This window comes from Neobacillus bataviensis LMG 21833, assembly GCF_000307875.1.
Lineage (GTDB): Bacteria > Bacillota > Bacilli > Bacillales > Cytobacillaceae > Neobacillus > Neobacillus bataviensis.
In genome coordinates, this window is the sequence record NZ_AJLS01000009.1 from 58919 (window position 1) to 71249 (window position 12331).

The window sequence follows — 12331 nt, forward strand, 5'->3', positions numbered from 1 at the left end:
TCTAAACAAAAATAGATGCACTTTGAGGAGGATACTTATGGAGGCCCAGGAACTCCCAATTATAGAAAAGCCTGAACCAAACAAGGAAACACGAACGAAAAAGCGAAATGACCGCTATACCAAATGGCAGGGGATATCGTTAATCATTGCCACATTACTAATCAGCTTGATTGGCGGTTACCTTATCTGTGAAAAATTCATTTGGACGAAAGATCAAAACAGATTAGACCAGCAAATTGCCTATTATGAGACCTTAGTAAGCAAGGAGCCTAATAAACCAGAACACCGGGTAAATTTAGGTTATTCCTACCATTTAAAAGGCGAGAGTGAGGATGCAGTAAAACAATTACAAATAGCCATCGATTTGGATAAAAAGAATGTCAGTGCCTATTTCAATTTAGGACTTGTCTATAATGATGAAAAACGCTATGACGATGCCCTTAAGCAGTCTAAACAGGCTGTTGAGTTAGCGCCGAAAGACTATAAGGGTTACTTATTAGAAGGAATGGTTTATCGAAAGCTTAAAATGTATAAAGATGCGTTGGCATCCCTTCAGGAAGCAGACAAGTTAATGCCGGTCAATAATGACATTATCTTCGAGATTGGAAGAGTAGCAGAGGACCAAGGCAATGTTAAAGATGCGGAAGAGCTCTACAAAAAGGCATTGAGCTATGACCCTCTTTATAAACCAGCATCAGAAGCATTAACTAGATTAGCAGCTAAAGATAAGACTGACAAATAAAAGGAGATGACTAGAATTGAAAAAGACCACTGTATATATATGGATGAGTGCGATGGTTGTCCTTTCTACAGCCCTATTCTCGGCCATCACTTTTTTGGATTTAGGGTCAACACTCAAGCCGATTGTGGCAGCAGCAAATCCTGTAGGAGGGGAGCCGGAGTTTAGACAATCTTTTTATGGCAGCTTTGAATCACCTCTAAATAAACCAATGGATGTATCGAAGATTGGCGAGTTCATTTATGTAACAGACACAAAGAATAATCAGGTACAGGTTTTTAATCAAGCTGGAAATAATGTATTGAAATTTGGTAAAGCAGGGTCGGAAAAAGGACAGTTTCAATTTCCATACGGAATCACCGGGGATAAAGATGAAAATATTTATGTAGCGGATTTGTATAATGCAAACATTTCAATCTTTAATTCTAAAGGGGAATTTATCAAATATTTCCCCGATCCGGAGAAAGCTATAAAGGCTCCAGGTGGAATGCGTATATATGATGAAAAATTATATGTTACAGATATTAAGGAAAACAAACTATTTGTGTTTAATTTAGCAGGAAAAAAATTAATGGAAATCGGCGGGCCGGGTCAAGATGAGGGCAGGTTTATTGCACCCAATGCGGTAGCAGTCGACAAAGATAAACAAATTTATGTCACTGATTCTGGAAATAATAGAGTTCAAGTGTTTGATAAAGAAGGTAAATTTATAAAAGTTATTAATGGTTCAAAAGATGGAAAAGGGAATTCTATATTTGTTAATCCAAGAGGAGTTGCCATTGATTCAAAAGGGACTGTTTATGTGGTAAGCAATTTATCTCATAACATCTATGCATACGACAAAGAGGGAAATGAAGCACGTGTTTTAGGAGGCATGGGGACAGATAATGGTCAGCTTTACCTGCCCAATGGCCTGTTTATCGATGATCGAGATGCAATATACGTAACGGATACCATCAATCAAAGAATATCAGTTTTTTACTAATTAGCTTAGTTCCATGGTTCAAGTTAAACCTTAACTTAAAGGGGGTGATGCAAAAAAGAACTGAGACTAGGAAAGGGTTTACGAAAAGAAAGAGAAAAACAGAGAGAGAAAGAGAGAGAAGGAAATTTGGGAGGTTTTTAGAAATGAGCAAGATAAAAATAGGCTTTTCCGCATTGCTGACGCTTATAATGTTAAGTATGTTTGCTGCCCTTGCATCTGCAGAGGGGAATTTCACACCAACACCCAGCAACCCAGCACCTGGAATTAATGTTGGTACAATTGATAACAGTGGTCAAGTAAATCAACATAAAACACATGGAAATTTCCAAAACAATACAAACTCATGTGCGAACTGCCACAGCACACATAATGGTGATGACAGCCGCTTATTGAAATTCAAAAATGCAGAATATGATATGTGTTTATCCTGTCATGACGGTACAATGGGCTTTTATAACGTCCAAACTGCTAGCGGCGCTGGTATCTTCAGCGAATCTCATGAAAGTGAATCCATGCATAATGTATCATCAGGAATCATAAATGGAAAGGCTCCTGGTGCATATCTCAATAAAGATACTAACGAATTAGAATGTTCAAGCTGTCATAATCCGCACGGATCTGTGAACGATAGATTATTAAAAGAAAATGTTATCGGTAGTGTCCCTTTTGCATATGGAACAGTGAATGGTGTTAAAGTGCCTGTACAAAACGGAGTTAAAACGATTAATCTTTCTTTATCAGATGATCCTGACTTTGCAGCAATCAATGCCTCTACAACCAATTCAGGATTAAAAATAACGAAATCAATTGGACCAAAAGATTCTCAAGATAAAATCAATTATTCTCAATTCTGTGCGGCCTGTCACGATGACTATGCTGCAAGCAGAACTGCTGGCAGACCTAGTAACGCAGGAAAAACTGCTGGAAACACGAATCATGATTTCCTTTACACGCATACTTCTAACTCTAGTTCACAAGGTAGAAACTGTGCAGCTTGTCACTATGCTCACGGTACAGATATTACGACTTTGATGGACACAGCTGGAAAAACAATTGATGATCTGAAAAAACCAGTTGCCCAAGGTGGAAAAGGGTGGTCAGATGCGGTTGCTAAAGATTACATGAAAGATGTAAGTGTTGGCGGTTCTTCTAACAAGAAGTTCACAAACATGGCAGTTTGCTGGTCTTGTCACCAAAGCACACATAAGATCGATACTCCTGTCGTACCAGGCGGAGATTATAGCGGTAAAAATAAAATCCGTTAAAAAAAGCTAACCAATAGCCCTACTATTAGTTAGCCCAGCAAAATGAATAGTAGATAAACAAGGTAGTAATATTCATTATTACTGCCTTGTTTTATTATTCCAGCGAGAAGACAAATTGTCAAAAAGATTTAACTTAACAACGATAATTCATGTTAATTCAGTTGATATAATAAATTTAAACCCCTGTTATACTATGAAAAAGTAAAGGATGAATATCATGAAAAGGACGAACTACAAACGAAAGCTAATTTCATATGTTGTTATTTGGAGCCTTTTTCTTAGTTCCTTCCTTTTATATTCTCCTAAAAACGTTGCCTTATCAGCATCAGGTGTTCCTGAAATAGCGATTATTACGCCGAATGCAGGAGCGATGTTGGATGTTTCAACGGTTGAATTTACAGGAACAATTTCCGAAGATCAAACTTCGTCTGACAAGCTGTCAATAAAGATATTTGAACAGCTGGGTGATTCACAGCAGCCTATTGAAATTACTGGTGAGGGAAAGCTATCAATAACAATGCATGATAAATATGCCGACTTCTCTTTTTTAAAAGACTTCAATGACGGGGTTCATAACTTAACATTTGTAGTCACTGACGAGAATGGGGTAAGCAATAAGATTGACCACTCTTTTACTATTACTGGAGGAGAACAGAGTAAAAATACTTCGATGGCTATTAAAAATGGACTTACCAATCAAGGGCAAACTTCTGCTGTAGAAATCACTACGAGTCAACTATCCATTGTGTCAGCTGCAGTAAATCTGCCCGCTGATGAACAAATGGGTAAAAGGCCATATATGGAAAAAATGTTTCTCATCCCAAAGGGGCTAGCTGGCGAATATGAACCAGGAAAAATTGTCCCTGAAACTTTTCTTCCTGCGGAAGATATGACTCGTGTTCCATTGAATTATGAAGTGTTAATTGATGTAAGAAGTTCGGAACCAATAACTACCACTCAACCATTGGTAACATTTTTTGGAGAAATTACAGGAAAAGAGAAAAAAATAAAGACATCGAAGCTATCGGATGAGATTAGTGCTTATATTTATACCTTTACACCGGATAAGCCATTTGATCCCCGTACAACCTATTATGTTTATTTGAATCCAAATTTCTCGAATGGGCCAGGGGAAAATATCATTCCAAGGTTTTTGAAATTCACAACGGTCAGTGCCAATCATCAAGATGTGAAAGATCTTATTCAAGATCCCGATACAAACCTTGCTGACATACCAGACCATAAACGATCGTTAGACTTCAATATACATGGGAATTTTTCAAATGTAACCAATGCATGTGCCTACTGCCACAGTGCACATAACGGTAAGAATGAAAGCCTTGAGGGCGGAATATTTGGGAATGATGAAGAAAATGTCTGTATGGCTTGCCATGATGGGACAACAGGAACGAAGATTGCGCCTAAGGTTGCAGACCATAAAGCTGAGCTTAAAACCAATCAGCATGTTCAAAGCTCTGGGAGTTCATGTACTAGCTGTCATAATCCACATATTCCAGGGACACCGGAAAATCCAAACAGTTTTAAAGCTATCTCCGATAAAGATAGTCATATTCGAACGTATAAAAAAGCTAGTACAGCAACGGGCAAGGCAGATGATTTTTCATTATGTTTGAGCTGCCATAATGGGAAAAAAGATGAAAAAAGTCAAAAAGTGATTACAGATATTAAACAATATTACAGCAGTACAACGTATATTAGTCAATCCGGACACAAAATAACAGCGGCCGCTGATAGTGGCAGTAATTTAGATGGCCAGATTCCATGCGCGGAATGTCATGAAACACATAGTTCCAATAATATAAAAATGTTAAGAGCTGAATTAGGCAATATAAAAATTACTGATGATAAGGATAAATTTATTTCATCCGGTATTGAGTGGAATGCTGAGAATGAACGAGAATTCTGCAGCAAATGTCATAATGGATCAACGCAAATTTACGGTGTAACGGGTAAAGCAATCTATGATAAGGAAACTGGTAAAGCGATTAATCCAGATAACCCTGACCATAATAAGGGCACTAAAAATGAGGAAAAAGCTTGTTCAGCATGCCATAGTAATGGCGGAGACAATGCCTTTAGGGAAGCTGCCCATGCACCTAAAAAAATTACTAACCCATAATAAAACGAGCGGGGCTTCTTCTCCGCTCGTTTTTGTTGCGATTATTTTTTACCCTTCAACCACTCCCGCAATCCATCAATCTTCCCCCACAAATGCAGATGCATATCCGCATAAACAATGGCTTCATTTTCATCACCAAAACCAAAAAATTCAGGTGGATAGGCAGGGAGCCGTTTTTGGCCGGTTAAATAGCCAATCACATGTTTGTTTTCTTTCTTTGCTGCCTTCAAAAGCATTTCGGCCTCTTTAGTAAAGCCGTTTTCATGCAGCTCGAGTAAAAGCTTGTTATACAAGCCTTGCGCCGAAGACTCTTCATATTGTTGAAGCAGATGGCCGGCTTTTTTAAACTCACCTGAATCAATATAGGCGACAAATAAAGAATAGCGCACCCCTTGATTATCCATTGGATTTAACTCGAGGAGTTCTTCGTATTGTTTTACCGCCTCATTTATTTTTCCTAAAAGGGATAGCGCCTCTGCGTAATGAAGCTTTGCCCGCATGTATGGTCTTGTTTCAATTAAGCCCCAGAAATGTCCCTTGTTTTCTTTGAAAAAGGCTTTACCCAGTTCCCTTTCCCCAGCCTGTATTCCTTTTTCATACAGGAAAAAGGCTTCTTCCAGGCTTTTTGTCTTTTCAGCAAGAATGACATAGGCATCGACACAATTGGGGTTTAGCTTTAATGCTTCTTCGGCGAATTTATAACGCTGCTTCCCGTCCGATTGATAGGCATCATAGATTAAGTTTCGTGCCCGTTCTTCGTCTCGTCTGGAAACCTTCCGTGCGGTCTTTTTATGAACAGGATTTCCACTGGTTAATGGCTGGACTAATGCCCCAGCACCATTTAACTTTTCTTCCTTCGTCGTGCCTCGGCTGTTAGGGAACTGGATGACGGGTGCTTTTCCCATTGGAGGGAGGTCAGAAGGCTGTTCACCACCATATACAAGACCCATTAATTCGGCAATCTCTTCCGCTAATTCGAATTCAAGCTCTGAAACAATGGAGGAAATACTGCCGGCAGAAACGCCGTATTCTTTCGCCAATTCCTTTTGTGTAACCATTTCTTCTATCGGAGCAATCATGGTTAGTAAATAATGCAGGGCTGCGACATAAATATTGGGATTTTGGATCCGTTTTTGCCTTTTTTGACAAAAGTTTAGCCAAAGAATAATCCCTGTGTCGACGATAGGAGGCGGGAGAACCATTTCCAGTTTTTCCTTGAATTGGTCTGCCACCTGTTTGTAAATGGGGGCTGGCCAGTCCAATTCATCCACTTCAAGCAGACCGCCAATCATCGGGAGCTCACTTAAGACCTCCATGAAAAAATCAGTCAAATACTCCTGTGGGGAGTCATAATCGCTGTCAAGGCTGCTTTCTACAATGTAGGAAAAGGCATGTTCAGGCTTGAGATCCGGTAAATCAAAGGGTGATGGGAAAAAGACATAATTTTGCTCGTAAGGGAGCAGAATGCCAATAAAGAAATCCCCTTCCTCAATCGTGATCGGCAAATTGGTTATGACGGTCTCCATTTGTTCCGATGTGAAACCATCTTCAATCGTCAGCTTGTTGTTTTCAACATTAAGCACCTTTCCCGCGATCGTTCTGGCATATGTCCATGTTTGTAAAATTTGTTTCAGTTTCGGCCGCTTAATTTTTCCGCCCTCAACCGTGATAAATTTTTCAATGATGGTTTTTCCGTCAACTAACCCTTCAAAAAGGGAAAACCAAATGGCATGAATCAGCTCATAAAATTCTCGTTCCTGCTCCTGATCGATGTCTATCACCGATTCAAGAACTTCAAAATCCTCTTGTATTTCATGTCCATAGTGGTAATAGGCAAAGTGAAGAAGCTGCTTTTGCAGTTCATCGATTTCGTTTTCAATAATCTGGGTGATCGAAACAGCTTCGTTCATTCCGCAGCACTTTTTATACTTTTTTCCACTCCCACACGGACAACGATCATTTCGGTTTATATGCTCCATTTCCCTCACTCCTTTGATCTTTCTATGTTTTATCCTCATTATTTAATGTGAAAAGTATTTATTCATTATGTATTTATGGCTGGCTTAAAAGGTTATTTTTCCACTCTATACTAACTTAATAGTACCATTTTTGACAGAATGAAATATATAAATACTAAGGAAGTTTAGTGGATTCTAGTGTAAAATTGATTGAAGTTTAAAGTGGAGGGTTTTTGTTACCTTTGAATTTTACCTAGTTATCAAGCTATAATGGAAAAGGAACTGACTAGAACAAACCGGACGTAATTTATATTTTTATAGAGGTGAAGGAAATGGAATTAGCAGAAATTCGTCATGAACTTGAAAAAACAGCTAAGACATTAGCGGACTTTAGGGGGTCTCTTTGACCTTGAAAATAAGGAAGCCCGCATCGCTGAGCTAGATGATACAATGCTCCAGCCTGATTTTTGGAATGATCAGGAGAAGGCACAACTCGTTATCAGTGAGTCCAATGGCTTAAAGGATCAGGTAAATGAGTTTACTGAATTAAGTGACTCGTATGAGAACCTGGAATTGACCTATGAGCTTGTGAAGGAAGAAAATGATGAAGAACTTCGGGCGGAGCTGGAGGAAGAACTTCAGCAGCTAACAGAGCGCCTAAGTCAATTTGAACTGCAGCTTCTCTTGAGCGAGGAGTATGATAAAAATAATGCGATATTAGAGCTTCATCCGGGTGCAGGCGGTACGGAATCGCAGGACTGGGGCTCGATGCTGTTGCGGATGTATACCCGCTGGGCTGAGAAAAAAGGTTTTAAGGTAGAGACGCTTGATTATCTTCCAGGTGATGAAGCGGGGATTAAAAGTGTGACGCTAGCTATTAAAGGACATAATGCTTACGGGTATTTAAAAGCGGAAAAAGGGGTTCACCGCTTGGTAAGGATTTCGCCGTTTGATTCTTCAGGCCGCCGTCATACATCGTTCGTTTCCTGTGAAGTCATACCTGAACTTAATGATGACATTCAAATAGAAGTTCGGACAGAGGATTTAAAAATTGATACCTATCGTGCCACTGGTGCGGGCGGACAACATATTAACACCACCGATTCGGCCATCCGGATTACCCACTTGCCAACGAATGTTGTTGTCACATGCCAAGCGGAACGTTCGCAAATTAAAAACCGCGAGGCAGCGTTGAAAATGTTAAAAGCCAAACTGTATCAGCTTGAAATTGAGCGCAAAGAACAAGAGCTACTTGAAATCCGTGGTGAGCAAAAGGAAATTGGCTGGGGCAGTCAAATTCGTTCCTACGTCTTCCATCCGTATTCGATGGTAAAGGATCACCGGACATCTACTGAAAGCGGAAATGTTCAGGCGGTTATGGACGGGGATTTAGATCAGTTTATTAATGCTTATTTGCGTTCAAGAATTTCATAATAAAAATTTGAAATAGCCTTTGTCGGCATAGAAGCGGCAAAGGCTTTTCTTTTTGGGATTTTTTTCCGTTAATGATGAACAAGCGGGGAATAGGTGGCAAATGATAAAAGATTATTCCTTATTAGTTGATGGTTTATATTCGTATGGAGGAAACTTAATTACCTCACCAATTATGCCAAGCATATTTTCATGTCGATCCAGCTTAGATCCGATATGTCGAAAATGGCTGCGATATTCCGAGGCATGATTGTTAACAGTATTCTCTAGAGAATGAATGTTTTCTTCCACTCTATCTAATCGTTGGTTCACTCCAACAAACTGTTGATCCATGCTATCAAATCGCTTGTTCATTTGTTCCATTATTTGTTTCAACAATTGCTCCATCTATTCCACCTCCTTCTCAACAGATTATACCATAATTCGGTAAAGTTTTTGCTTTCCTATTTGGGCAAATATTTGTCAAATTCGCCCCTCTTATGAAAAAGAGGTTAATAGCAAATGCTAATGTAAATTTTAGCCCTTTATCGCGTCACTTTACTGTTATTTACACTATATTTTCCCCATGCTATACTCACTTTCGGTTATTATAAAAACTTTTTTTGCAAAAGGATTTTTAGAGGAGAATACCAGTATGAATATTTTGAACAATCTGATGCAAACCTATCCAAAAACAAGGGTGGCCATTGATTACATTTTTGTTTTGATTGGTGCTGCTATTATCGCAGTTTCATTTAATGTTTTTTTACTGCCCAACCAAGTGGCTTCAGGCGGCGTCAGCGGGATTAGCACCATTCTAAAAACAGTTGTAGGGTGGGAGCCGGCTTATGTTCAATGGGCGTTTAATATTCCATTGTTTATTGCCGGTGTCATTTTTTTAGGAAAACAATTTGGGGTAAAAACGCTGGTGGGTACAATCTTTTTACCGTTTGTCGTATTTTCGACAAACAATTTGGAGCCGTGGACACACGACGCCTTGCTGGGTGCCTTGTTCGGCGGAATCGGTGTAGGACTTGGGCTCGGAATTGTGTTTCGAGGAAAAGCATCTACAGGCGGTACAGACCTTGCCGCCCAAATCATTAATAAATACACGGGCTTTACACTTGGCCGATGTGTGGTCATGATAGATGGGTTAATCGTCCTAACAGCCGCACTTGTTTTTAATATTGAAAAGGGTTTGTATGCGTTAATTGCCCTTTATGTGACAAGCAAAACGATTGACCTCGTTCAGGTTGGTTTTGGCAGATCCAAAATGGCCATGATTATTACTAGTAAACAGGAAGAAGTTCGCGCAGGAATTTTGAATAAAATTGACCGTGGTGTGACAAAACTATCAGCATATGGTGGTTTTACAGACCATGAACGACCAGTTCTTATGTGCGTGGTGGACCAAACGGAGTTCACAAAATTGAAACAATTGGTCAAAACCCTTGACCCATCTGCATTTGTGGTCGTTATGGACGCAGCAGAGGTCTTAGGTGAGGGTTTTAAACGGGCATAGTCACTGGTATAATAAAGCATTGATGGTATTTATTTCTGAAAGGGGATTCGTTATGAAGAAAAAGCTACTAACATTGTTGCTAGGGACTTCCCTAGTAATGGGACTTGCTGCATGTGGGGGCGGCAATGACACATCAAAAGAAAAGAATAACGGCGGTGGAACCGAAACGGCTTCAGCGGGCGAAGGACAAAAGATTTACGATCAAAAGTGCTCAAGCTGCCACGGTGGGGATCTTAAAGGAGCAGTTGGTCCAGACCTAACAAAGGTTGGAGCAACATATTCTAAAGATGAAATTGCAGATATTATTAAAAATGGTAAAACCGGTGATAAAGGCGTAATGCCTCCTGGTATGGCAACAGGTGACGATGTTGACAAAGTTGCCGAGTGGCTTGCAGGTAAAAAGTAAAATAACAAAACGTTCTGTGATTAAAGTGCAGAGCGTTTTTTATTTGTGGGAAAAAATGGTGAACAGGAAACGCGTGACCAAATTTATTGCAAAGATGTCGTGGTTTTGGCGAACTTTGTCAACTAATGTATCTTTTGAAAAGAAACTGTAATAATTTTACCGCTTTTTTTAGCGTTTTATGATGTTATAATAGATTTATGCGAAATTATGCACATTTCGTTTATTATTTTGGTCTATTTTGCAAATAAAATAAGATTATGTCGAATATTGAGATTCGAAATAACTTTAACTATAGGTGATAAACTATGATAGAACTACAAGAGGTATATAAAAAGTATCGGAATGGCGTTACGGCCATTAATGGCATAGACGTGCGGATAAACCAGGGCGAATTTGTTTATGTCGTTGGCCCAAGTGGTGCGGGGAAATCGACATTCATTAAAATGATGTACCGTGAAGAGGTACCATCATCTGGGACAATCTCGATGAATGGTGTCAATCTCGCCAAATTAAAAATGAGTAAGGTTCCGATTTTTAGAAGGAATCTTGGTGTCGTTTTCCAGGACTTCAAATTGCTGCCATCTAAAACCGTCTATGAAAATGTGGCATTTGCCCTTGAGGTTATTGAAGCACAGCCAAAGTTCATTAAGAAGCGTGTGATGGAAGTATTAGATCTGGTTAACCTGAAGCATAAGGCAAGAATGCTGCCGACAGAGCTTTCAGGCGGGGAGCAGCAGCGTGTATCGATTGCCCGTTCCATCGTGAACTCACCCAAAGTGGTGATTGCGGATGAGCCGACAGGAAACCTTGACCCTGAAACATCATGGGAAATCATGAACATTTTTGAAGAAATTAATACAAGAGGAACGACAATCGTGATGGCAACCCATAACAGGGAGATTGTCAATACAATAAAGCATCGCGTGATCGCCATTGAAGGCGGAAAGATTGTTCGCGATGAACAAAGAGGTGATTACGGTTATGAAAATTAGAACAATTGGCCGTCACGCCCGTGAAAGTTTAAAAAGTATTGCCCGAAATGGCTGGATGACGTTTGCATCCGTAAGTGCTGTGACCGTTACCTTGATATTAGTCGGTGTCTTTTTCGTTATTATGATGAATCTTAACAGAGTGGCACAAACCATAGAAGAAGACGTGCAAATTCGCGTTCACATCGATGTTGCTGCGAATCAAGAAGAACAGCAATCATTAAAAGGTGAGATTGAAAAGATTCCTGAGGTAAAAAGTGTCAAATTTTCTCCAAAACAGAAAGAACTTGATAATTTAGTTGACAGTCTTGGTGAGGATGGTAAGGCATTTAAGCTTTTTGAACAAGATAATCCGCTTAACGATGTATTTGTCGTAAAAACGAAAAAACCGACAGACACAATGGTTGTATCTAAAAAGCTTGAAAAGCTAAATTATGTGGCAAAAGTAAAATATGGACAGGGCAAAGTCGAGAAGTTATTTAAATTTATTAATGCGAGCCGCAATGTGGGTGTAGTTCTGATCATTGGCTTGTTCTTTACAGCAATTTTCTTAATCTCGAATACAATTAAAATTACGATTATTGCGAGACGAAGAGAAATAAAGATTATGAGATTAGTAGGCGCAACAAATACCTTTATACGCTGGCCATTTTTCTTAGAAGGTTTATGGCTCGGCATTCTTGGATCGATTTTGCCAATCATCCTTATTTCAATTGCCTATTATCGTGCCTATGATTACATTGGACCTAGGCTCGAAGGTACCTTTATCAAGGTGCTGCCATTTGAACCATTTGTTTATCAAGTTTCCGGCATTTTGCTTTTAATGGGCGCTTTAATTGGCGTTTGGGGCAGTGTCATGTCCGTTCGAAAGTTCTTAAAGGTTTAATTTTATCAGGAAGGACTAAAAAAAGGGTCCT

The 12331-nt window shown here is 39.5% G+C and carries 11 protein-coding genes; 9 read left to right on the forward strand and 2 right to left on the reverse strand.

What is annotated here, in order from left to right:
• The first annotated feature begins 37 nt into the window (after positions 1–37).
• The 4 genes from BABA_RS01740 (at position 38) to BABA_RS01755 (ending at position 5129) form a co-directional block, all read left to right on the forward strand.
• Positions 38–742, forward strand: coding sequence for a tetratricopeptide repeat protein (locus BABA_RS01740; RefSeq protein ID WP_007083397.1), 705 nt, complete (start codon positions 38–40; stop codon positions 740–742).
• 16 nt (positions 743–758) lie between these two features.
• Positions 759–1724 carry a 6-bladed beta-propeller gene (locus BABA_RS01745; RefSeq protein ID WP_007083398.1) on the forward strand — a complete coding sequence of 322 codons (966 nt, stop codon included), beginning with the start codon at positions 759–761 and terminating at the stop codon, positions 1722–1724.
• A gap of 143 nt (positions 1725–1867) precedes the next feature.
• On the forward strand, positions 1868–2989 hold the full coding sequence (locus tag BABA_RS01750; RefSeq protein WP_007083399.1) for a cytochrome c3 family protein: 1122 nt from the start codon (positions 1868–1870) through the stop codon (positions 2987–2989).
• Positions 2990–3206: 217 nt separating this feature from the next.
• Entirely contained in the window at positions 3207–5129 is a 1923-nt protein-coding gene (locus tag BABA_RS01755) for a multiheme c-type cytochrome (protein WP_007083400.1), read from the forward strand.
• A gap of 41 nt (positions 5130–5170) precedes the next feature.
• Here BABA_RS01755 and BABA_RS25915 read toward each other — a convergent pair whose 3' ends face one another.
• Entirely contained in the window at positions 5171–7108 is a 1938-nt protein-coding gene (locus BABA_RS25915; RefSeq protein WP_007083401.1) for an SEC-C metal-binding domain-containing protein, read from the reverse strand.
• 311 nt (positions 7109–7419) lie between these two features.
• On the opposite strand from BABA_RS25915, the gene prfB reads away from it, so the two are divergent.
• Positions 7420–8521, forward strand: a protein-coding gene (prfB, locus tag BABA_RS01765) for a peptide chain release factor 2 (protein ID WP_157273074.1) whose coding sequence is annotated in 2 segments (ribosomal slippage) — positions 7420–7491 and positions 7493–8521 — 1101 coding nt in all. Because the reading frame shifts where the segments join, the coding sequence is not laid out codon by codon here.
• 111 nt (positions 8522–8632) lie between these two features.
• Here prfB and BABA_RS01770 read toward each other — a convergent pair.
• Complete coding sequence (locus BABA_RS01770; RefSeq protein WP_007083403.1) at positions 8633–8905, reverse strand: hypothetical protein; 273 nt, start codon at positions 8903–8905, stop codon at positions 8633–8635.
• Positions 8906–9152: 247 nt separating this feature from the next.
• On the opposite strand from BABA_RS01770, the gene BABA_RS01775 reads away from it, so the two are divergent.
• The 4 genes from BABA_RS01775 to ftsX all read left to right on the forward strand — a co-directional run bounded on the left by BABA_RS01775 (position 9153) and on the right by ftsX (position 12300).
• Positions 9153–10019 carry a YitT family protein gene (locus tag BABA_RS01775; RefSeq protein ID WP_007083404.1) on the forward strand — a complete coding sequence of 289 codons (867 nt, stop codon included), beginning with the start codon at positions 9153–9155 and terminating at the stop codon, positions 10017–10019.
• Positions 10020–10071: 52 nt separating this feature from the next.
• Positions 10072–10425, forward strand: a complete 354-nt coding sequence (gene cccB, locus BABA_RS01780) for a cytochrome c551 (protein ID WP_007083405.1) — start codon at positions 10072–10074, stop codon at positions 10423–10425.
• Between the two features lie 305 nt (positions 10426–10730).
• Positions 10731–11417, forward strand: a complete 687-nt coding sequence (gene ftsE / locus BABA_RS01785) for a cell division ATP-binding protein FtsE (protein ID WP_007083406.1) — start codon at positions 10731–10733, stop codon at positions 11415–11417.
• Entirely contained in the window at positions 11407–12300 is an 894-nt protein-coding gene (gene ftsX, locus BABA_RS01790; RefSeq protein WP_007083407.1) for a permease-like cell division protein FtsX, read from the forward strand. The genes ftsE and ftsX overlap by 11 nt, the downstream gene beginning before the upstream one ends.
• Positions 12301–12331: the final 31 nt, after the last annotated feature.

Coding starts and splice junctions, on each gene's coding strand:
- BABA_RS01775 (WP_007083404.1), top strand. CDS start 9,153: ATGAATATTTTGAACAATCTGATGCAAACCTATCCAAAAACAAGGGTG.
- ftsE (WP_007083406.1), top strand. CDS start 10,731: ATGATAGAACTACAAGAGGTATATAAAAAGTATCGGAATGGCGTTACG.
- ftsX (WP_007083407.1), top strand. CDS start 11,407: ATGAAAATTAGAACAATTGGCCGTCACGCCCGTGAAAGTTTAAAAAGT.
- BABA_RS01770 (WP_007083403.1), bottom strand. CDS start 8,905: ATGGAGCAATTGTTGAAACAAATAATGGAACAAATGAACAAGCGATTT.
- cccB (WP_007083405.1), top strand. CDS start 10,072: ATGAAGAAAAAGCTACTAACATTGTTGCTAGGGACTTCCCTAGTAATG.
- BABA_RS25915 (WP_007083401.1), bottom strand. CDS start 7,108: ATGGAGCATATAAACCGAAATGATCGTTGTCCGTGTGGGAGTGGAAAA.
- BABA_RS01740 (WP_007083397.1), top strand. CDS start 38: ATGGAGGCCCAGGAACTCCCAATTATAGAAAAGCCTGAACCAAACAAG.
- BABA_RS01750 (WP_007083399.1), top strand. CDS start 1,868: ATGAGCAAGATAAAAATAGGCTTTTCCGCATTGCTGACGCTTATAATG.
- BABA_RS01755 (WP_007083400.1), top strand. CDS start 3,207: ATGAAAAGGACGAACTACAAACGAAAGCTAATTTCATATGTTGTTATT.